This window comes from Chromobacterium aquaticum (assembly GCF_021129195.1).
Lineage (GTDB): Bacteria > Pseudomonadota > Gammaproteobacteria > Burkholderiales > Chromobacteriaceae > Chromobacterium > Chromobacterium aquaticum.
The window spans coordinates 1-21634 of the sequence record NZ_JAJOHW010000037.1 but is presented as its reverse complement, the minus strand read 5'-3'; the positions used below and the strand labels follow the sequence as shown (position 1 = coordinate 21634).

The following is a 21634-nucleotide window of genomic DNA, read 5'->3' as shown; positions in this document are numbered from 1 at the left end:
GATGAAAACGAACGCTCGCCCCCTCATGCTGGCCAGCCTGCTCGCCGCCAGCCTATTGTTCGCCGCCCAGGCCCGGGCCGAATCCGAATGGCAGAAAGAGCATCCGCGCCGCGAGGAAATCAATCAGCGCCTGCACCATCAGGACCACCGCATCAATCGGGAGCTGAAGGACGGCAAGATCAGCCGCGACGAAGCGCGCAAGCTGCACCGCGAAGACCGCGATATCCGCCAGCAGGAACAAGGCATGGCCAAGATGGACCACGGCCACATCACCAAGCAGGAGCAAAACACGCTGAACCAGGAAGAAAACCAGGTCGGCCAACAGATCAAGAACGGCAACTGATCGGATCGCCCAAAGAAAAAGCCCGCCAAACGGCGGGCTTCTCTTTAGCCAGAACCTGGCTTAGAACCTGTTCATAGTCCGCTGCGCTTCGGCAATACGGCGTTGAAAACAACTTCGAAATGCTCATGTACCGCTTGTACATTCCACTTTCTCAGCCGTTTTCGCCTTGTCTCGCTCTTGCTCGCGAGACTTTGAACAGGCTCTTAGTGCTGCAGAATCTTGGACAGGAAGTGACGGGCGCGCTCGGAGCGGCCATCGATATCGCCAAAGAATTCGTCCTTGTCGCAATCCTCGACGATGTGACCCTGGTCCATGAAGATCACGCGATTGGCCACGCGGCGGGCAAAGCCCATCTCGTGGGTCACGCACATCATGGTCATGCCCTCGTGCGCCAGCTCGGTCATCACGTCCAGCACCTCGTTGATCATCTCCGGGTCCAGCGCGCTGGTCGGCTCGTCGAACAGCATCGCGATCGGGTCCATCGCCAGCGCGCGCGCAATCGCCACCCGCTGCTGCTGGCCGCCGGACAACTGGCTGGGAAATTTGTCGGCGTGCGCCTTCAGGCCCACCCGGTCCAGCAGTTTCAGGCCCTTGTCGCGCGCCTCGTCCTGGCCGCGTCCCAACACCTTGACCTGGGCGATGGCCAGGTTCTCGGTGATGGACAGGTGCGGAAACAGCTCGAAATGCTGGAACACCATGCCGACGCGGCTGCGCAGCTTGGGCAGATCGGTCTTGGGATCACCCACCGAAATGCCGTCGACGATGATCTCGCCTTTCTGGAACGGCTCCAGCGCATTGACGCACTTGATCAGCGTGGACTTGCCGGAACCGGACGGCCCGCACACCACCACCACCTCGCCCTTGGCGACCTGGGTGCTGCAATCGGTCAACACCTGGAACTGACCGTACCACTTGCTGACTTGCTTCAGGGAAATCATTGCGCTCATACAGCCAACCTTTTCTGCATGCGCTTCACCAACACGGAAGCGCCGAAACTGATCACGAAATAGACTGCGCCGGCAAACAGCAGAAACTCATGCGGCAAGCCGACGATATCGCCCTTGGAGCGGGCGGTATTGAGAAAATCCATCAAACCGACAGCGTACACCAGCGAAGTGTCCTGGAACAGGATGATGGACTGCTGCAACAGCAGCGGCGTCATCTTGCGGAAGGCCTGCGGCAGGATCACCAGCCGCATCACCTGGCCGTAATTCATCCCCAGCGCGTAGGCGGCACCGGCCTGGCCCTTGGGAATGGCCTGGATGCCGGCGCGCACGATCTCGGAGAAATACGCCGCCTCGAACATCACGAAGGCCACCAGGCAGGAGGTGAACGCGCCCACCGGCTCCAGATTGCCGGTGATCCAGTTCAACAGCATGGGCACCACCAGGTAGAACCAGGAGATCACCAGCAGCAGCGGAATCGAACGGAAGTAATTGACGTAGAACTTGGCGAGCGGCGCCAGCACCCGGTGATCGGACAACCGCGCCAAGGCCAGCAAGGTGCCCAACACCACGCCGCCCAATACCGCCATCACCAACAACTTCAGGGTCAGCTGCATGCCCTGCCACAATCCCGGCAGCGCCGGAACGATCTGACTGAAATCCAATTCCATCACTTGCCCCCCATCATGCCGGGAATGCGCACGCGCCGCTCGATCCAGGCCATCAGCGTCATCAAGCTCATATTGAGCACGAAATAGATGATGGTGGCCAGGGTGAAGGCCTCAAAGATGTTGGCGGAAAACTCCGCGGTCTGCTTGGTCTGCGCCAGCAGTTCCATCAGGCCGATCAGCGAGGCCACCGAGGAGTTCTTGAAAATATTCAAAAACTCGCTGGTCAGCGGCGGGATGATGATGCGGAAAGCCTGCGGCAGCAGCACATGGCGGTAGACCTGCGGCAGGGTGAAACCCATGGCCTGCGCCGCATTGCGCTGGCCGCGCGGCAAGGCCTCGATGCCGGTGCGCACCTGTTCGCACACCCGCGCCGCGGTAAACAGCCCCAGGCACACCACCACCGACAAAAAGGCGGAAGTGGCCGGCGCCAGGTCCTGCTTGAACCAGGTCTGCATGCCCTCGGGCAGCAGATCCGGAATCAGGAAGTACCAGACAAAGAGCTGCACCAGCAGGGGCACATTGCGGAACAACTCGACATAGGTGGCGGCGATGCCGGCCACCCAGCGATTCGGCACCGTGCGCATCACGCCCAGCACCGAACCCAGCGCCAAGGCGATCGCCCAGCCGGCCAGCGCCACGGCGATGGTCCAGCCCAGGCCGGTGACGAACCAGTTCAGATAGATTTCGCTACCCACCCCGGTGGACTTGAAAAACACCATCCAGTCCCAGTGGTAATTCATGCTTCACTCCCACAACGCCAGCCCGCCGGCTGCCGGCGGGCCGCGGCCGGCGCACACGGCCAGCCACACACAAAGAAAGCGGGTACGGCCGCGCGCCCCGGGCTCCGCGCGACAGCGAGGAGGACGGGGCGGCGACGCGCCAACCGCGACTTACATCTGCTCGGCAGACTTGTCGGTCGGCTTGGCGATCAGCTCCTTGAATTCATCGGACATCGGGAAGTTCAGGTTCAGGCCCTTGGGCGGCACCGGGCTGGTGAACCACTTGGCGTAGATCTTGTTGACCTCGCCGGACTTGAAGGTATTGCTCAGCGCGCTGTCCACCACCTTCTTGAAGGCGGCGTCTTCCTTGCGCAGCATGCAGCCGTAGATCTCGTAGGACTGGGCCTTGCCGGTCACCACCCAGTTGGCCGGATTCTTGGCCTTGGCCATTTCGCCGTACAACAGCGCGTCGTCCATCATGAAGGCGGCGGCGCGGCCGGACTCCAGCATCAGGAAGGATTCGCCGTGGTCCTTGGCCGAGATGATGTTCATGCCCATCTTCTTGTCGGCGTTCATCGCCTTGATCAGGCGCTCGGAGGTGGTGCCGGCGGTGGTCACCACGTTCTTGCCCTTCAGATCCGGGAAATCCTTGATGCCGGAGGTCTTGGCGGTCAGCAAGCGGGTGCCGATCTCGAAGATGCCCACCGAGAAGCCCACTTGCTTCTGGCGTTCCACATTATTGGTGGTGGAGCCGCACTCCAGATCCACGGTACCGTTCTGCACCAGCGGAATCCGGGTCTGGGAGGTCACCAGATTGTATTTGACCTGCAGGTTCGGCATTTTCAGCTCTTTTTTCACCTGCTCGACCACTTTATTGGCCAGGTCCACCGAATAGCCCACCGGCTTCTGGTTGTTGTCGTAGTAGGAAAACGGGATCGAGGCATCGCGGTTGCCCAGCACGATCACGCCGGAATCTTTGATCTTCTTCAAGGTGCCGGTCAGTTCGGCGGCCATGGCCGGAGTGGCGCAGAAGGCGCCCAGAGTGGCGGCACAGATCAGGGTAGAGCGAATACGCATGAAGTTTCTCCTTGTTCACTTCCTGTGATAGACAATCCCCGCCGATCAAGCGGCGGGAACGGACGACTCTTTGTAGTGCGGCGGGCGCTGAACGCCCGCTCGTATTTTTTGGTGTGTAAGACCCGCTTACTGACGCTTGGCCTTGTGGCCCTTCGCGCTCAGATAATTGGCCAGGCGGACGTAATCCTCCACCGGCAGGTTTTCCGGGCGCAGGCCGGGGTCCAACTCCAGCGCGGCGAAGCCGTCCGCGTCCAGCAGGCCCTTCAAATTGTTCTTCAGCGTCTTGCGCCGCTGCGAGAACGCCGTGGTCACCACTTGCTCCAGCAAAAGCTCGTCGCTGGCCACGCCGCAACGGCCCGGCGCCGGAATCATGCGCACCACGGCGGAGTCCACCTTCGGCGGCGGCCAGAACGCTTCCGGCGGAACGTGCAGGATGTTCTCCATTTCAAAACGGTACTGCAACATCACCGTCAGCCGTCCGTAATCGGCGGTGGACGGTTCCGCCACCATGCGCTCGATCACCTCTTTTTGCAGCATGAAGTGCATGTCAGTGACCTTCTGGCCGTAAGTGGCCAGATGGAACAGCAGCGGCGTGGAAATGTTGTACGGCAGATTGCCGACTATCTTCAGCTTGCCTTCCGCCACCGAGGCGAAATCGAAAGCCAGCGCGTCGCCGGCATGTATGCTCAGACGCTCGGCCGGAAACTCCGTCTGCAGGCGGCTGATGATGTCGCGGTCGATCTCAACCACGTGCAAATGCTTGAGCGCGGCCAGCAGCGGCTTGGTGATCGCGCCCAGGCCGGGGCCGATTTCGATGACGACATCGTCCGGCTGCGGATTCACCGCATGCACGATATTGGCGATGACGCTGGCGTCCTGCAGGAAATTCTGGCCGAAACGCTTGCGCGGAATATGTTTGTTCATGAAACCTGCTAATCAGTGCGAAAGAGCGGAGAAGCGCCGGGCGGCTTGCCGCCGCGCTTCATTGTAGAAGTCAATTTTCAAGTTTGGGCCAATTGTCTGCCGATTGTAGGCTGCCAGACAAGCGCTAAAGCGGGACCGGCGCCACAAATCTCACAATACATGTCAAACGCTTGAAAATCAGTGGGTATTTTCCCGAATCGCCGCCGTCGAACGGGTCAGCCAACGGCAGGCGCCGGCCAAGAGCAATACCGTCGCGCCCAGCGCCCACTCGCCCGGCAACGGCAGGGCGGCGAGGCCGGCCGACACCGCCGATGCGAACAGCATCTGAGCGCAGCCGAGCAAGGCGGCGGCGCGGCCGGCGGCCTGGGAGAACGGCGCCATCGCCATGCCGCTGGCGGGACCCAGCGTCCAGGCGAAACCCACGCTCAGCACGCCTATCGGCAGCATATAGTGCCAGGCGCCCGGCTGGCCGGACAAAGCCAGCAGCAAGACCCCCGCCAGCAGCATGATGTTGAGGCCGTAGCGCAGCATGGCCTTCTGGCCGAAACGGCCGATCAGCTTCAGGCCGAGGAAGCTGGCCGCCATCACCAGCAAGGCATTGCCGCCGAACAGCAGGCCGAAGGTGGTGGTGCTGATGCCGCCGCGCTCGATCAACACCATCGGCGCCAGCGTCACATAGCTGACGATCAAGGCCAGCGCGGTCGCGCAGCAAGCGCCGTAACGACGCAGCGCCGGGGTGGCCAGCACCTGGCGCATGCCCATCGCCGGGCCGGCGGCGCTGGAAGCCGCGGGCCGGGTTTCCGGCATCTTCCAGGCCAGCCACGCGCTGGCCAGCACCGCGCTGCCGCCCAGCACCAGGAAGCAGGACTGCCAGCCCCAGCGCGCGGTCAGCCAGCCGCCCAACAGCGGCGCCATCGCCGGCACCACGTTCAGCGCGGCGTTGAGCAGGCTATAGCGCTGCGCCGCGGCATTGCCGGAAAAACAATCACGCACCAGGGTGAACGCACACACCGAGCTGGCGCTGGCGCCCAGGCCCTGCAGCATGCGCAAGGCCAGAAAGCCGCTCAGGCTGTCGCTGCGGCTGGCGCCAAACGCGGCCGCCGCGTACAACAGCAAACCGCCCAGCGCCACCGGCTTGCGGCCGAAGCGGTCAGCCATCGGACCGAACAGCAGCTGTCCCAGCCCCAGGCTGAAGATGAACACGCTGAGACTGAGCGCGACATCGGCCTGGAAATGCAGTTGCATCGCCGGCATCGCCGACAGGTAAAGATCGATGCCCAAGGGATTGAACAGGATCAACAAAATGGCCGCCAAGGTGGCGGCACGGGCATACGGGGGAGGGCTAGCGTTCGGCATCGGGGTATGACGGCAGGGGCATCGGAAGCAAACCGGCATGATACCGGGGACAGCGCCGCGCCGCAGCAGAGCCCTGGAAAAAAACCCGCCCGCGCGCCGCGCCCATGTCTTTAAAAACAGCGAATTGACACCAATTAAACCCGACCGTACCGGCCTGAAAACGCCCGGAGCCTGACGGATTCGATGGTTGCGGCATCACGCGTCTGGTAACCTAGGCAGCGACCCAAAGAACAAATGAGCAGACTATCATGACCGCAAATGACACCCGGATTTACCTGTCTTCCGGCAGCCCGCGCCGCCGCGAAATTCTGGAACAGCTGGGCATGCACCTGGAGCGCATCCACGCCGATATCGATGAATCGGTGCTGCCCGGCGAGTCCGCCGTCGCCTATACCGAACGGCTGGCGCTGTCCAAGGCCGAAGCCGGCTGGCGGGTGGTGATGTCCTGCGGTCTGCCGTCGCGGCCCTTGCTGGCAGCCGACACCACGGTGGCGATGGACGGCGAAATCTTCGGCAAGCCGGAAAACGCCGACGACGCCCGCCGCATGCTGCGCGCCTTTTCCGGCCGCAGCCACCAGGCGATCACCAGCGTGGCCGTGCGCGAGGACGACAAGGTACGGCTCAAGACCTCGGTCACCGATGTGTTCTTCCGCCCGCTCAGCGAACAGGACATCGAACGCTACCTGGCCAGCGGCGAGCCCTTCGACAAGGCCGGCGCCTACGGCATCCAGGGCAAGGCCGGCGTCTTCGTCGAGCGCATCCACGGCAGCCACAGCGGCGTCATGGGCTTGCCCATCTTCGAAACCGCGGCGCTGCTCGGCGAATTCGGCTTTCAATTTCCTTAAGCGCGCGGGGGACCACCATGCTGCATCAATCGATACCCCTGCCGCGCGATCTGCCGCGGCCCAAGGAACAGATCCTGGTCAACATCACGCCGCAGGAAACCCGGGTCGCGGTGCTGGAAGACGCCGTGGTCCAGGAGCTGCACGTGGAACGCGCCGCCAGCCGCGGCATCGTCGGCAACATCTATCTGGGCCAGGTCAAGCGCGTGCTGCCCGGCATGCAGAGCGCCTTCATTGAAATCGGCCTGGAGCGCGCCGCCTTCCTGCACATCGCCGATGTGCTGGAGCAACGCCAGCACCCGACCGAGCCGCAACGCATCGAAAAAATGCTGTTCGAAGGCCAGACCGTGCTGGTGCAGGTGATCAAGGATCCGATCGGCACCAAGGGCGCGCGCCTGTCCACCCAGATATCGCTGGCCGGCCGCTTCCTGGTGCATCTGCCGCAGGAAGAACACATCGGCGTTTCGCAGAAAATAGACAGCGAGAACGAACGCCACAGCCTGAAATCCCGGCTGGAAAAGCTACTGCCGGCCAACAGCCCGCGCGGCTACATCATCCGCACCAGCGCCGAGACCGCCCGCGACGACGAACTGGCCGCCGACATCGGCTACCTGTCCAAGCTGTGGTCCGACATCCGCCACAAGTCCCAGCACCTGCCGGCGCAAAGCCTGCTGTACGAAGACCTGCCATTGGCGGTGCGCGTGCTGCGCGACATGGTCAGCGGCTTCACCGACCAGGTGGTGGTGGATTCCACCGAGAACTACAGCCGCATGGTCGAGTTCGCCGAGCAATACGTGCAGATCGCCGTGGACAAGATCGAACGCTATAGCGGCGAACGCCCGCTGTTCGAACTGCACGGCATCGAGGCCGAGATCGACAAGGCGCTGGCGCGCCGCGTCAACCTCAAGTTCGGCGGCTACCTGATCATCGACCAGACCGAGGCGATGACCACCATAGACGTCAACACCGGCGGCTTCGTCGGCAACCGCAACTTCGACGAAACCATCTTCAAGACCAATCTGGAAGCCACCCAGACCATTGCGCGGCAACTGCGGCTGCGCAATCTCGGCGGCATCATCATCGTTGACTTCATCGACATGGACAACGACGAGCACCAGTCCGCGGTGCTGGCGGAGCTGGCCAAGGCGATGGCGCGCGACCGCACCCGCGTCACCCTCAACGGCTTCACCAGCCTGGGCCTGGTGGAAATCACCCGCAAGCGCACCCGCGAGAGCCTGGCCCACGTGCTGTGCGAGCCCTGCCCCACCTGCCAGGGCCGCGGCGAGATCAAGACCGCGCAGACCGTGTGCTACGAGATCCAGCGCGAAATCGTGCGCGAGGCGCGCCAGTTCGACGCCAAGGGCTACCGCATCCTGGCCGCGCAATCGGTGATCGACATGTTCATAGACGAGGAATCGCAAAGCCTGGCGATGCTGATCGACTTTATCGGCAAGCCGATCTCCCTGTCGGTGGAAGCCACTTATACCCAGGAGCAGTTCGACGTCGTCCTTCTCTAAGCTCCGCCCATGACAACAATCTTGCCCCCGCGGCGGCCGCGCCTGTTCCGGCGCGCGCTGCGGTGCTTGCTATGCCTGCTGGCCCTGCCGCTCCTCTACCTGCTGACCGCGCTGGTCCTGGGCCTGTTGCCCGCCAACCGCGACTGGCGCGCGCCGGCCGCCGGTATTCCGGTCTATCTCGACAGCAACGGCGTGCACGCCGGCCTGCTGCTGCCGCGCCGCGCCGCGGGCATGGACTGGGACAATGAGTTTTCGCCGCAGCATCCGCGCCTCCGGCCTAATCTGGACAAACAGCCCTATGTCGGCATAGGCTGGGGCAGCCGCAGCTTTTTCCTGGACACGCAGAATTGGTCCGACCTCACCCCCGGCAACGCGCTCTACGCGCTGTCCGGCCTGGACGGCACCGTGCTGCACGTGGAATACCTGCCGCCGCCGCGCGAAAACGCCGCCACCCGTCGCATCCTGCTCACGCCCGAACAATACCGGCGGCTGACCGGCTACATCCGCTCCGCCATCGCCCGCGACGGCGCCGGACAGGCCGTCTGGATGCAGGGCTATCATTACCATGAGCAGGACGCCTTTTACCTGGCCAACGGCCGCTACAGCCCATTGACCACCTGCAACCAGTGGGTGCGCAACGCGCTGGACGCCAGCGGCGTGCGCACCGCCTGGTGGTCGCCGTTCGACCGCGCGCTGTTCTGGCAATTGAAAGACCGCTGAGGCGCGCGCCGCCGCAGCTCAAGGGAGTTTTGCAAGATGAACGAAGCAAACGGCGATCCGCTCTGGCTCGCCATCCGACAGGAAGCCACGCAAGCCGCCCAGGATGAACCCATGCTGGCCAGCTTCCTGCACATGACCGTGCTGCGCCACAACACCCTGGAAGACGTGCTCGCCTTCCACCTTTCCAGCAAGCTCGCCAGCCCGGTGATGGACGCCCGCGCGCTGATGGAACTGTTCCGCGAAGCGCTGGACGCCGACCCGGCCATCAGCGCCGCCGCGCGCGCCGACATCAGCGCCTGTTTCGACCGCGATCCGGCTTGCGACAACTACTCCACCCCGCTGCTGTATTTCAAGGGCTTCCACGCCATCCAGTGCCAGCGCATCACCCACTGGCTGTGGCGCGAAGAGCGTAAAACCCTGGCGCTGTTCCTGCAAAACCGCATCTCCGAAGTCACCGGCGCCGACATCCACCCGGCCGCGCGCATCGGCCAGGGCGTGATGCTGGACCACGGCACCGGCGTGGTGGTCGGCGAAACCGCCGTCATCGGCGACAACGTCTCGCTGCTGCAAGGCGTGACCCTGGGCGGCACCGGCAAGGAGCACGGCGACCGCCACCCCAAGATCGCCGACGGCGTGCTGATCGGCGCCAACACCTCCATCCTCGGCAACATCCAGGTGGGCGCCTGCGCCAAGATCGGCGCCGGCAGCGTGGTGCTGGAAGACGTGCCGGCCCACACCACCGTGGTGGGCGTGCCCGCCCGCGTGGTGGCGCGCGCCTGCGAAGGCACGCCGGCGCTGGACATGGACCAGCGCGTGTGAGCGCGAACCGGCTGCACGTCGCCGTCGGCGACTCCGGCGCCGGCATGCTGCAGGCGCTGCGGCGCGACGGCCTGCTAGACGGCGAAGTGCTGGCCTTCATCGAAGACCTGAGCGCCGGTCCGCTGCTGGACGCCGATGCCATCGATCAAGGGCTGCGCCTGGCCTGGCACCAACAACTGCTGCAAGCCCAGCCCTGGCTGCCGGAATACGAGGACGATTGGCTGCGCCGGCATCAGGTCAGCCGCAGGGCGTTGCTGCGGCTGCTGGAACAGCCGCGCCCGCTCACCGTCTGGCTGGGCCGCAACGCCGGCGACCACCTGGCGCTGGCGCTGTTGGCAGAGCAACTGCCCGCGCACTGCCCGCTGTCCGTCATCGCCGTGCCGGAACCGGCCTGGCAAGCCGGCGACGAGATGGCGGAATGGAGCTTGGCCATGCTGCCGCTGGAACGGCTGGCCGCCTGCCTGCCGCAGCAACGCCCGCTCAGCGCCGCGGAACGGCAAGCGCTGGCCGCGCAATGGCGCCACTGGCGCGAACACGGCCTGGGCCTGCGCCGCTGGCAGGGCAACGCCATCGTCGAAGCGCCGCTGGAGCGTTACGATGCGCTGCTGCTGGAACAGATCGGCGCGGACCTGCTCGCTATCCAGCGCCTGGTCGGCGCCGCGTTCATCGACATCCGCGAAGCGCTGGTTTCATCCGATTTTCTGTTCTGGCGCGTGCAGCAACTGCTGCGCACGGGCCGATTCTGCGCCGAAAGCGCGGCTGGAGCGGCGGGTTCTTCCCCGCGAATCCGCCGCGGCGCCTGAAGCCCAGTTGCTACAGCGCGACATCTGTCCTGAAGGACTACAGCAAGCGCTTGGTGATGCACAGGCGCGCGGGTAAAATCCCAGCCCTTGACGCCTGCCCCGCCATTGAATGGCAGCGTCCTGCAATCCTCAGGAACCCCACCCCATGAACGTCAGAGTTGTCGATTACCACGCACCGGACGCCGCGGAACAATTCACCCGCTCCTTGCACGAAACCGGCTTCGGCGTGCTGGTCAATCATCCGGTACCCCAAGACCTGGTCGAAAAAATCTATGCGGACTGGCTCGCCTTCTTCAACAGCCAGGCCAAATACGATTACGCCTTCTCCATGGAGCGCCAGGACGGCTGGTTCTCGCCGGAAGTGTCGGAAACCGCCAAGGGCGCAACCCTGAAAGACATCAAGGAATACTTCCACATCTACCCCTGGGGCCGCGTGCCGCCACAGCTCAAGGCCGATACCGACCGCTACTACGCCATCGCCAACCAGCTGGCGCAGGAACTGCTGTCCTGGGTGCAGCAATACACCCCGGCCCACATCGCCGCCCATTACACCGAGCCGCTGTCGCACATGATCGCCGACAGCCAGAAAACCCTGTTGCGCGTGCTGCGCTACCCGCCGCTGACCGGCCAGGAACCGGCCGGATCGCTGCGCGCCGCCGCCCATGGCGACATCAATCTGCTGACCATCCTGCCCGCCGCCAACGAGCCCGGCCTGCAAGTGCAGGACAAGCAAGGCGAATGGCTGGACGTGCCCTGTGATTTCGGCACCCTGGTGGTCAATATCGGCGACATGCTGCAAGAAGCGTCTGCCGGCTACTACCCGTCCACCCAACACCGCGTGGTCAACCCCAGCGGCGAAGGCGCGAGCAAGAACCGCATCTCGCTGCCGCTATTCCTGCACCCGCGCCCGGAAGTAGTGCTGTCCGAGCGCTATACCGCGGACAGCTATCTGAACGAGCGTCTGCGCGAACTGGGCGTCAAGATGTAAGAACCTGTTTACGATCCGCCGCGCGTCGCGCGGCGTAACACGGTGGATGCGACTTCGCTGCCTCATCCACCGTCTCCCTGCCACAACGCCTTGTCTCGCCTGTGCTCGCGCGATCGCGAACAGACACCAAGCTCCTCGCAGCAGCGGCCTTCCTGCTACCGCCAGCAGCCATCCACAATCAAAACAAAAATCTCATTAGTAAAATGCTATCGCTCTAAGCAAAATATTCAACTGGTCCACACAAATGATAATGACTATCATTCAATAAATACTCAATGTGGAGCCCAGCCATGCTCAAGACCATCACCTTCGCTATCTGCCATTTCACCGTCGCCTTCAGCGTGGCGTATCTGCTGACCGGCAATATCGGCGTCTCCAGCCTATTGGCGCTGGTGGAGCCCCTGGTCAACACCGTGGCCTACTACTTCCACGAAAAAGTATGGGACCGCATCCGCGGCCGCAAGGCCCAAGCCGCCGAAACCGGCTCAGCCGGACACAACGTCCTGTTCCACCAGCACTGATGCCAACAACGCCGCGCCCTTTGTCTGGCGCGGCCCTTTCTCCGCCGTTCCTGCCTTAATTTCATGCCAATCAATTTCTGCATTGACAGAAATTTCGGAAACAACTATTGTTTCTGCCATGGAACTGACACCCGTATCTCAACGCTTCGTGCTGCACTGGGGCGAAATGGGCACCCGCTGGGGCGTGAACCGCACCGTCGCGCAAATACACGCGCTGCTGTTCATCACCGGCCGCCCGCTGAACGCCGAAGAACTGGCCGACACCCTCAATGTGGCCCGCTCCAATATCAGCAACAGCCTGAAAGAACTGCAGAACTGGCAGCTGATCCGCATCGTGCACGTGCTGGGCGACCGCCGCGACCACTTCGAGACCTCGGGCGACGTCTGGGAACTGTTCCGCATCATCGTCGCGGAACGGCAACGCCGTGAAATCGAGCCCACCTTGCAGGTGCTGAAGGAATGCATAGACAGCCCGGACTTCCAACAGGAAAGCCCGCTGGCGCAGGAACGCATCCGCAACACCTGGCAGTTCATGGACACGCTGACCACCTGGACCCGTGAAATGCTGCGGCTGTCCACCGCCACGCTGAGCCGGGTGTTGAAGATGGGCGCCAGCATCCAGAAGCTGCTGGGACGAGATAAATAAGTTCGCCGCGCACGCGGGCGGCACCGGGCGGCCTTGCGCCGCCGGAAACCCCGCGCATTTTTTTGCCATCACATTTCTGTTTTGACAGAAATTTCAGAAACAAAGGAGAACACCATGAGCGGATTCATCATCAGCATGATCATCGTCCCCCTGCTGTGCAGCCTGCTGTGCTGGTGGCTGCTGGCCGCCCCCTTGCGGCAAGTGACCCAGGCGCTGTGCGAACACGGCTCTGGCGGGCCGTTCTGGCAGCGCGCCTTCCTGATACTGATCCTGGCCGGTCCGCTGCTGGCCGTGCTGCTGCTCGCGCCGGACGCGCCCTCCAGCTCCCTGTGGCAGGACATCCGCGGCATCCTGATGTGGGCCTTGCTGGGCGTGGTGGCGCAGTTGCTGGTGCTGCTGCGCCTGGTCTGGCGGCAAGTGGCGCCGCGTCCCGGCGCCCATCAGGTCCAAGCCGCGCCGGTCGCGCCCCAGGAGGCTGCGCAATGAAGATACTGCTCTTGGGAGGCAGCGGCTTCATCGGCCGGCCGCTGCGCCAGCGGCTGGAACGGGATGGCCACCAGGTCAGCGCGCCCTCGCATCGACAGCTGGACCTGCGTCAGCCGCGCGCCGACTGGCGCCACTGGCTGGAAGGCATCGACGTGGTGGTCAACGCCGCCGGCCAACTGCTGGACCAGCCGGCCGGCGCGCTGGAAGCCATCCACCACCTGGGGCCGTTGCAACTGGCCAGCATGGCCTACCAGGCCGATGTGCGCCGCTGGGTGCAGCTGTCGGCGCTGGGCGCCGATCCACAGGCCGCCACCTTGTTCCTGGCCAGCAAGGGCCGCGGCGACGCCGCCCTGCTGGCCAGCGGCCTGGAAGCCCGCATTGCGCGCCCCTCGCTGATCTACGGCCCGCAAGGCGCCAGCAGCCGCCTGCTGCTGCAACTGGCGCGGCTGCCGCTGTGGCTGCTGCCCGACGGCGGCGGTCAATGGCTGCAGCCGGTGGCGCGCGACGATGTGATCGACGGACTGGCGCGGTTGGCCGTGGCCGACGACGCGCCCGACGGCGTGATCGATTTCGTCGGCGCCGAAGCGCTGACGCTGGCCGACTATCTGCGGCAGCTGCGCCAATTGCAGGGCAAGCCCTCGCCCGCCTACATCCTCAACCTGCCGCCGCAGGCCAGCCGGACCTTGGCCGCCCTGGCCGAACGCTGGCCGACCAGCCTGCTCAGTCGCGACACCCTGGACATGCTGAACCGCGGCAGCTGCGGCGATCCCACGGCGCTTGGCGGGCTGCTGCAACGCGCGCCGCTGGCCAGCCGCCAATTCCGGGAAGCGCCATGAGCCCTTCCACCCGCGGCATCGAATGCGCGCTGGCGGCGCTGTGGCTGTGGAGCGGCCTGCAACCGCCGCTCAGCGGCTGGGACGCCTCCATCGCCCTGCTGCAACGGCTGCCGCTGCCGGCGGCCTGGGCCGCGCCGCTCTTCCTCGCCGCCTGCGGCCTGGATATCGCCTTCGGCCTGCTAACGCTGTGGCGCCCCTGCCGCGCTCTATGGCTGGCCCAGGCCGCCGCCGTCGCCGGCTACAGCCTGGCGCTGGCGCTCTGGCTGCCGGAAAACTGGCTGCATCCGTTCGCGCCCCTAGTGAAAAACCTGCCCATCCTGGCCATGCTGCTGTGGCTGGGCGCCCGCCGGGAGATTTCCAGATGAACGACTATCTCATCGTCAAGACCCTGCACATCCTGTCCGCCACCCTGATGGTGGGCACCGGCTTCGGCTCGGCCTTCTATATGTTCTTCGCCAACCGCGGCCGCCAAAGCGCGGCGCAGGCCGAAGTGGCGCGGCTGGTGGTGCGCGCCGACTGGTGGTTCACCACGCCGGCGGTGATTTTCCAGCCGCTGTCCGGCCTGTGGCTGGCGCGCCAGGCCGGCTGGCCGCTCAGCAGCGGCTGGCTGCTCGCCTCCATCGGCCTGTTCCTGTTCGCCGGCCTGTGCTGGCTGCCGGTGCTGAGGCTGCAAACCTGCATGGCGACGATGGCCCGCGCCGCGGTCGCCGCCGACCAGCCGCTGCCGGCGCGCTACTGGCGTTACGCCCGCTATTGGGAATATCTGGGCTATCCGGCGTTCTGCGCGATGCTGGCCATCTACTTTCTAATGGTGATAAAACCAGGAGGCTGAGCCGGAATACGGATAGAATGTTCTGTTTTTCATTATTCAATCCAGAATCATGGTTTGAACCTTCCGCACTATGTCGCACACTCCTCACTCCTGTATCGACGCCAAAGCTTACCGGCCGGACATCGACGGCCTGCGCGCGCTGGCCGTGCTCAGCGTGGTCGCTTTCCACATCGGCTTGCCCGGATTCGGCGGCGGTTTTGTCGGCGTAGATATATTCTTCGTCATTTCCGGTTTCCTGATCAGCGGCCTGTTGCGGCAGGAATTGCTTGCGCAAGGGCGCATCGACTTCAAGGCTTTCTACGCTCGTCGCATCCGCAGGCTTGCGCCTGCGCTGGCGCTGGTACTGGCCGTCAGCCTGGCGCTAGCCTACTTCGTGATGCTGCCGGACGACCAGATCAAGCTGGGACGGGAGGTCCGTGCGGTCGCTACCTTGTCCGCCAACCATCACTTTCTCAAGCACGCTTTCGATTATTTCGACTCCGACGCCGACCTCAAAGTCTTGCTGCACACTTGGTCACTGGCGGTGGAAGAGCAATATTATCTGGTCTGGCCCTTGCTGCTATGGGGCGTCTTCCGCCTGAGCAAGGGGAACCGCCATGTCACCGACCTGCGCATGCGCCTAGCGCTGGGCGCGGTCTTGCTCGGATCGCTGGGCTTGAGCTTATGGCTAAGCTATCGCGATACGCCGCAAGCCTTTTACCTGATGCCCGCCCGCGCCTGGGAGTTCGCCGCCGGTGCCCTGCTGGCCTTGCTGCCGCCCCCACGCGGAGGCCGGCGCCTGGCTTTGCCCATCGCCGCGCTGGGCCTGGCGCTGCTGCTGGCGTCCATCGCACTGCTGAATGAACGCATGGTCTTTCCCGGCGTCATCGTATTGCTGCCGGTCATTGGCAGCGTGCTGTTCATTCTGGCCGGTATGCTGGACCCGTCCAATCCGATAAGCCGCCGCATCGGCTCCCGCCCCTGGACCAGCATCGGCCTCCTGTCCTACGGCTTTTATTTGTGGCACTGGCCCTTGCTGGCGCTGGGCCGCTATTGGGGCCTGGGTGAACGCGATCTGGGCCGCGACGTGCTCCTAGGCGGCGTCTTGGCGCTGGCTCTGGCTTGGCTGAGTTACCGCTATGTGGAACAACCGCTGCGCCGGGGGCAATGGCGGAAGCTGCGCGACACCAAGTCCACGCTGTGGTCCGGCCTGGGAATCACCCTCGGACTATGGCTGTTGGGCACGGTCGCCATGTATTTGCCCAAGCACTTTCCTTGGCCGGGGCAGCAAAGCATTCTGCAGGCCAAGCGCGACGCTTTCCATTTTGTCGGCGATTGCGGCATGCCGGCCGCAGGCGTTCCCTTGTCCCCGCGCGACCAATGCCTGATCGGCGCGCCCGGCGCGCCGCTTAAACTGCTGGCCTGGGGCGATTCCCACACTGACCATTTGATGCCGCTGTACGACGCGCTGGCCAAGGAGCGCAGCATCGCCATCCTGCGCCGGGTCTACCACGGTTGCCCGCCGCTGGCCGACGCCATGCCGGTGGGCGAAGGCAAAAAACGCAGTTGGTGCCCCAGCTTCGCGCGGGCCGTGCGCGCGGAATTGCCGCAGCTGGCGGCCCAAGGCGTCACCGGCGTGCTGCTCAACGCGCGTTGGAACAGCTATACCGCCCAAGATCTGCCGGGCAGACCGGCCATGACCGGTCTGGTGGCCGCCGGTCTCGAAGGCGTCCCCAGCGTATCCGGCGGTATGAAGGCCGGCATCGCTCCGCTGGACCGCGCCTCCTCACTGCAAGTCCTGGAACAATCGCTAGACCGCAGCGCGCAAGACATGGCCGGCCTGGGGCTGAAAATCGTCCTGGTGCTGCCAGAGGCGGAAATGAGCAAGTCGCCACCGGAATGCGTGGCCCGCTTGGGCGCCGCGGCATGTAACGCGCCGCGCGCGGACGTTGAGAGCCATCGTCTGCAGATTGTCCAGCTGCTGCAACGCGTCGCCGCCCGTCACGCCAATATCCGCTTGTGGGACCCCCTGGATCAGTTCTGCGACGCCAAGACCTGCTTCGCCAGCCGCGACGGCAAAGTGCGTTACCAGGACAAGGATCACATCACCGCCAGCATGGCGCTGACCTTGACGGACAGCTTCCGCCCCAGTTTCGACTGGGCGAGAAACGCTGAACGCTGAACCCGGCCTCTTCAAAATGGCAGCCTCCCGGCTGCCATTTTTGCTTTTCCCCACGCAATGCCGACGATGCCGACGCCTGGTGTAAAATGGCGTTTTGCCTGAACCTGATAGACGCATCGCCATGACAGATCTCCTCGCCGGCCTCAACCCAGAACAACTGCGCGCCGTCACCTGGCCCGCCAAGAGCGCGCTGGTGCTGGCCGGCGCGGGCAGCGGCAAGACCCGGGTGCTGACCACCCGCATCGCCTGGCTGCTGTCCACCGGACAAATCGGCCCCAGCGGCATTCTGGCGGTGACCTTCACCAACAAGGCCGCGCGCGAAATGCAGACCCGGCTGGCAACCATGGTGCCGGTGAACGTTCGCACCATGTGGATAGGCACTTTCCACGGCCTGTGCAACCGCTTCCTGCGCTCCCACTACCGCGACGCCGGCCTGCCGCAAACCTTCCAGATCCTGGACTCCGCCGACCAACAAGCGGCGATCAAGCGCCTGCTGAAAAGCCTGGAGCTGTCCGACGAGAAATTCCCGCCGCGCGCGGTGCAAAGCTTCATCAACGGCAGCAAGGAAGCCGGCCTGCGCGCCGACAGGCTGCCGCCGGCGCTCAATCTCTACGAAGCCAAGCTGGTGGAACTGTACGCCGCCTACGACGCCCAGTGCCGCCGCGAAGGCGTGGTGGATTTCGCCGAACTGCTGCTGCGCAGCTACGAATTGCTGAGCGCCAATCAGGCGCTGCGCCAGCACTATTGCAGCCGCTTCAGCCACATCCTGGTAGACGAGTTCCAGGACACCAACCGCCTGCAGTACGCCTGGCTCAAGCTCTTGGCCGGCGATGGCGGCTCCTTGTTCGCCGTCGGCGACGACGACCAGAGCATCTACGCCTTCCGCGGCGCGGAAGTGGGCAATATGCGCGCCCTGCTGAATGATTTCTCGGTCAGCGAACCGGTGCGGCTGGAACAGAACTACCGCTCGATGGGCAATATCCTCAACGCCGCCAACGCGCTGATCGAGCAAAACGACGGCCGGCTGGGCAAGAACCTGTGGACCGACGCCGGCGAAGGCGAAAAAATCCGCCTGTTCGAAGCCTACTCCGACGGCGAGGAAGCCGAATTCATCATCGACGAAGTGCGCAGCCTCAAGCGCGACGGCTTCAATCTGTCCGACATGGCCGTGCTCTATCGCTCCAACGCTCAGTCGCGCTTGCTGGAACACGTGCTAGTCAACGCCCAGATTCCCTACCGCATCTACGGCGGCCTGCGCTTCTTCGAGCGCCAGGAAATCAAGCACGCGCTGGCCTATCTGCGCCTGATCGCCAATCCGGAAGACGACAACGCGCTGCTGCGCGTGATCAATGTGCCGGCGCGCGGCATCGGCGCGCGCACCGTGGAAGGCCTGCAAGCGGTCAGCCGCGAACAGGGCGTCACCCTGTGGCAGGCGGCCTGCGCCTCCGGCGGCGGCCGCACCGCCGCCAAGCTGGGCGAATTCGTGCTGCTGGTGGAACGCATGCGCGAGCGCGGCCGCGAGCTGCCGCTGGCCGAGGCCGTCAGCCTGGCCATAGACGACTCCGGCCTGCGCGCGATGTACGAGCAAGACAAGAAGGAAGGCGAGGAACGGCTGGCCAACCTGGACGAACTGATCAACGCCGCCACCGGCTTCATGCCGGACGAGCCGGCGCAGGCGCTGACCGAATTCCTCACCGCCGCCAGCCTGGAAGCCGGCGAACACCAGGCCGAAGCCGGCAGCGACGCGCTGCAGCTGATGACCATGCACGCCGCCAAGGGCCTGGAGTTCGATGCCGTCTTCGTCTCCGGCCTGGAAGAAGGCCTGTTCCCGCACGAAAACAGCATGAACGACGGCAAGGGCCTGCAGGAAGAACGCCGGCTGATGTATGTGGCCATCACCCGCGCGCGCCAACGGCTCTACCTGTCCAGCGCGCAAAGCCGCATGCTGCATGGCCAGAGCCGCTACCCGATCCGCTCGCGCTTCGTCGACGAAATCCCGGCGGAACTCACCCACGACCTATCTGCTAAAGTGAAAGCGCCGGCCAAGACAAACGCATCGACAAGCGCATCCTGGCGCACGGCCCCCAAGGTGGGCCGCGTGGCGGCCGACAACAGCCAGGGCTTCCGCATCGGCCAATCGGTGGAACACGCCAAGTTCGGCAGCGGCGTGGTGATCAATGCCGAAGGCGGCGGCGAGGATGTGCGCTTGCAAATCAATTTCGCCGAGCACGGCGTGAAGTGGCTGGACCTGCGCTACGCCAAACTGAGCGCGGGCTGAGCCGCTCGCCCCGCTTGAGCGATTTTTGTAAGTCACACTGATGACAGTTTGCGGAGAATCGTCAAAGATAGCGAGATGAGCACAGCCAATACCAACTCGACCACCTTCCAAAGCGTTGCCGCCGCCGCCAAGACCGGCGCCGCGCCGCGGAAGGGCTACGACGACCCGTACAGCAAGCGCCTGTTCCTGATCATCGACAGCCTGCCTGAGATGCAGCGCGCACTGGCGATGACCCTGTCGTCCTTCGGCGCCGACAAGGTGGAATACGCCAGCAAGGCCGGCGACGCGCTGGCCAAGATGGGCAAATACGAATTCGACGTCGTGCTGTGCGACTACGACCTGGGCAACGGTTACGACGGCCTTTACCTGTTCGAAGAGGTGAAGGAACGCAATCTGATCAAACAGTCCTGTGTATTCATGATCGTCACCGGCGAGCGCCGCTCCCAGCGCGTGATCTCCGCCGCGGAACTGGCGCCGGACGACTACCTGCTCAAGCCCTTCACCGGCGAAGTGCTGCGCGAACGGCTGGAAAAGGCGATGCGCCGCCGCGAAGCCTTCCGCCTGGTGGATGAAGCCATCATGCGCCACGAATACCTGTCCGCCATCGAAGTCTGCTCGCGCCTGATCGGCGAACGCGGCGAATTCACGCTGGACTTCATGAAACTCAAGGGCTCGCTGGCGCTGAAGATAGGCGACTTCGACAGCGCGCGCTCCTTGTACATGGACGTGCTGCGCCTCAAGCCGGTGCCCTGGGCCAAGATGGGCCTGGCCAAATCGCTGACCGGCCTGAAAGCCTACGACGAAGCGCGGCTGCTGTTCGAAGAAGTGCTCACCGACAACGACCGGGTGATGGAAGCCTACGACTGGCTGGCCAAGCTCTACCGCAACAACCACAATCTGGACGAGGCCCAGGCCACGCTCAAGCAAGCCACCGACATCTCCCCGGTGGTGTTCCGCCGCCAGCAGCAACTGGCGGAAGTGGCCTTGCTCAACAATCAGCTGGAAGTGGCGGAAGAAGCCTGCCAGACCACGCTGGACATCGCCAAATACACCTGGCACCGCAGCCCCACCCACTACGCCGCGCTGGCGCGCGTGCAACTGGCGCGCGGCGACACCGCCAATGTCGGCCGCACCCTGTCCAATCTGCGCCGCGACTACCGCTACAACGAAGAAGGCGAATGGATGGCCGGCGTGGTGGACAGCCAGCTGCAGGACAAAAAGGGCAACCGCGACAAGGCCCGCCAGCTATTCGCCGACGCCGAGGCCAAGTTCCGCCAGCTGGCGCCCAAGCTCAGCAGCGACGCGCAAATGGAATTCGCCCGCGCCTGCTACGCCCAAGGCCACAAGGAATCCGGCAACCACGTGATGCGCGACCTGGTGCGCAACCATCACGACGACGAGGAGCTGCTGGCGCGCTTCGGCGACATGTTCGAAGAAGTGGGCCTGGGCGAGGACGGCCGCCAATTGATCGCCGACAATGTGCAATCGGTGCTGGAGCTCAACAACCAGGCGGTGCGCGAAGCCCAGGCCGGCCAGTTCGACTCCGCCATCGAACGCTTCGTCAAAGCCCACGAGGAAATGCCGCAGAACATCCAGGTCATGCTCAACCTGATCAACGCCACCATGGCCTACGTCCACCGCCAGGGCTGGCACGAAAGCCATATGCGCCGCGCCCACGACATGCTGAGCAAGGTGCGCGACCTCGCCCCCACCAACAATAAATTCCAGAAAATCCTGCAAGCTTGGCGCATGCTGGTGGAAAAGCTGGGCAAGCCGCAATGGGTGCTGTAAGCCCCTGGCAAGACTGGCGCGCGCTGGTGGTGGACGACGAACCGCTGGCCTGCGAACGCCTGCGCCAGCTGCTGCGCGAGCAAGGCCTGCCCCATATCTACTGCCTGACCGACAGCCGCCAGGCCCAGGCCTGGCTGACGCAGAACGTCGTCGACATCGTGCTGGCCGACATCTCCATGCCCGGCATCAGCGGCCTGGAACTGGCGCAGCAACTGCGCCGCCAGCCGCTGGCGCCGCTGCTGATCTTCACCACCGCCCACGAACAATACGCGGTGGATGCCTTCGAACTGGAAGCCGTCGACTACCTGCTCAAGCCGGTGCGGCGCGAGCGGCTGCGCCAGGCGCTGGAGCGCGCCGGCC

The 21634-nt window shown here is 64.3% G+C and carries 23 protein-coding genes; 17 read left to right on the top strand and 6 right to left on the bottom strand.

Annotated features, from left to right (window positions below):
• Position 1 precedes the first annotated feature (1 nt).
• On the top strand, positions 2–343 hold the full coding sequence (locus LQT98_RS06530; RefSeq protein WP_231461588.1) for a hypothetical protein: 342 nt from the start codon (positions 2–4) through the stop codon (positions 341–343).
• Positions 344–546: 203 nt separating this feature from the next.
• On the opposite strand, the gene LQT98_RS06525 is transcribed toward LQT98_RS06530, so the two are convergent.
• The 6 genes from LQT98_RS06525 to LQT98_RS06500 form a co-directional block, all read right to left on the bottom strand.
• On the bottom strand, positions 547–1281 hold the full coding sequence (locus tag LQT98_RS06525; protein ID WP_048408391.1) for an amino acid ABC transporter ATP-binding protein: 735 nt from the start codon (positions 1279–1281) through the stop codon (positions 547–549).
• Between the two features lie 5 nt (positions 1282–1286).
• The gene (locus LQT98_RS06520; RefSeq protein WP_231461587.1) at positions 1287–1958 is read right to left on the bottom strand and encodes an ABC transporter permease subunit; all 672 of its coding nucleotides are present in this window, start codon (positions 1956–1958) and stop codon (positions 1287–1289) included.
• Positions 1958–2698, bottom strand: a complete 741-nt coding sequence (locus LQT98_RS06515; RefSeq protein ID WP_231461586.1) for an amino acid ABC transporter permease — start codon at positions 2696–2698, stop codon at positions 1958–1960. Before LQT98_RS06515 ends, LQT98_RS06520 begins: the two co-directional genes overlap by 1 nt.
• Before the next feature lie 150 nt (positions 2699–2848).
• A complete protein-coding gene (locus LQT98_RS06510) occupies positions 2849–3754 on the bottom strand; it encodes a glutamate/aspartate ABC transporter substrate-binding protein (protein WP_231461585.1) in 906 nt (301 codons plus the stop codon).
• 126 nt (positions 3755–3880) lie between these two features.
• A complete protein-coding gene (gene rsmA, locus LQT98_RS06505; protein WP_231461584.1) occupies positions 3881–4678 on the bottom strand; it encodes a 16S rRNA (adenine(1518)-N(6)/adenine(1519)-N(6))-dimethyltransferase RsmA in 798 nt (265 codons plus the stop codon).
• A gap of 177 nt (positions 4679–4855) precedes the next feature.
• Entirely contained in the window at positions 4856–5980 is a 1125-nt protein-coding gene (locus tag LQT98_RS06500) for a multidrug effflux MFS transporter (protein WP_197081368.1), read from the bottom strand.
• 302 nt (positions 5981–6282) lie between these two features.
• Here LQT98_RS06500 and LQT98_RS06495 point away from each other — a divergent pair, with 302 nt between their 5' ends.
• From LQT98_RS06495 to LQT98_RS06420, 16 genes are all read left to right on the top strand, one after another.
• A complete protein-coding gene (locus LQT98_RS06495; RefSeq protein ID WP_231461583.1) occupies positions 6283–6879 on the top strand; it encodes a Maf family protein in 597 nt (198 codons plus the stop codon).
• 17 nt (positions 6880–6896) lie between these two features.
• Positions 6897–8393 (top strand): ribonuclease G, encoded by a 1497-nt coding sequence (gene rng / locus LQT98_RS06490; protein WP_048408397.1) that lies wholly within the window; start codon positions 6897–6899, stop codon positions 8391–8393.
• A gap of 9 nt (positions 8394–8402) precedes the next feature.
• On the top strand, positions 8403–9113 hold the full coding sequence (locus LQT98_RS06485; RefSeq protein WP_231461582.1) for a TIGR02117 family protein: 711 nt from the start codon (positions 8403–8405) through the stop codon (positions 9111–9113).
• A 36-nt stretch (positions 9114–9149) separates the two neighbouring features.
• Positions 9150–9932 carry a serine O-acetyltransferase gene (gene cysE / locus LQT98_RS06480; RefSeq protein ID WP_048408399.1) on the top strand — a complete coding sequence of 261 codons (783 nt, stop codon included), beginning with the start codon at positions 9150–9152 and terminating at the stop codon, positions 9930–9932.
• Positions 9929–10735, top strand: coding sequence for a DUF3658 domain-containing protein (locus LQT98_RS06475; protein ID WP_231461581.1), 807 nt, complete (start codon positions 9929–9931; stop codon positions 10733–10735). Before cysE ends, LQT98_RS06475 begins: the two co-directional genes overlap by 4 nt.
• Before the next feature lie 145 nt (positions 10736–10880).
• A complete protein-coding gene (locus LQT98_RS06470) occupies positions 10881–11723 on the top strand; it encodes an isopenicillin N synthase family dioxygenase (protein ID WP_048408401.1) in 843 nt (280 codons plus the stop codon).
• A gap of 290 nt (positions 11724–12013) precedes the next feature.
• Positions 12014–12244, top strand: coding sequence for a DUF2061 domain-containing protein (locus tag LQT98_RS06465; protein WP_231461580.1), 231 nt, complete (start codon positions 12014–12016; stop codon positions 12242–12244).
• Positions 12245–12362: 118 nt separating this feature from the next.
• Positions 12363–12890: a GbsR/MarR family transcriptional regulator gene (locus tag LQT98_RS06460; RefSeq protein WP_048408403.1), complete on the top strand. Its 528-nt coding sequence runs from the start codon at positions 12363–12365 to the stop codon at positions 12888–12890.
• 114 nt (positions 12891–13004) lie between these two features.
• Positions 13005–13376, top strand: coding sequence for a hypothetical protein (locus LQT98_RS06455; RefSeq protein WP_231461579.1), 372 nt, complete (start codon positions 13005–13007; stop codon positions 13374–13376).
• Positions 13373–14212 (top strand): complex I NDUFA9 subunit family protein, encoded by an 840-nt coding sequence (locus LQT98_RS06450; protein WP_231461578.1) that lies wholly within the window; start codon positions 13373–13375, stop codon positions 14210–14212. The genes LQT98_RS06455 and LQT98_RS06450 overlap by 4 nt, the downstream gene beginning before the upstream one ends.
• Positions 14209–14577: a DoxX-like family protein gene (locus tag LQT98_RS06445; RefSeq protein ID WP_231461577.1), complete on the top strand. Its 369-nt coding sequence runs from the start codon at positions 14209–14211 to the stop codon at positions 14575–14577. The genes LQT98_RS06450 and LQT98_RS06445 overlap by 4 nt, the downstream gene beginning before the upstream one ends.
• Entirely contained in the window at positions 14574–15044 is a 471-nt protein-coding gene (locus tag LQT98_RS06440) for a DUF2269 family protein (RefSeq protein ID WP_231461576.1), read from the top strand. Before LQT98_RS06445 ends, LQT98_RS06440 begins: the two co-directional genes overlap by 4 nt.
• Positions 15045–15114: 70 nt before the next feature.
• A complete protein-coding gene (locus tag LQT98_RS06435; RefSeq protein ID WP_231461575.1) occupies positions 15115–17205 on the top strand; it encodes an acyltransferase family protein in 2091 nt (696 codons plus the stop codon).
• A gap of 121 nt (positions 17206–17326) precedes the next feature.
• A complete protein-coding gene (locus tag LQT98_RS06430; RefSeq protein ID WP_231461574.1) occupies positions 17327–19483 on the top strand; it encodes a UvrD-helicase domain-containing protein in 2157 nt (718 codons plus the stop codon).
• A gap of 75 nt (positions 19484–19558) precedes the next feature.
• Positions 19559–21274, top strand: a complete 1716-nt coding sequence (locus tag LQT98_RS06425) for a tetratricopeptide repeat-containing response regulator (RefSeq protein ID WP_048408409.1) — start codon at positions 19559–19561, stop codon at positions 21272–21274.
• Positions 21262–21634 (top strand): LytR/AlgR family response regulator transcription factor (locus LQT98_RS06420; RefSeq protein WP_231461573.1); only part of this gene is annotated, 373 nt, incomplete at its 3' end. The genes LQT98_RS06425 and LQT98_RS06420, both read left to right, overlap by 13 nt.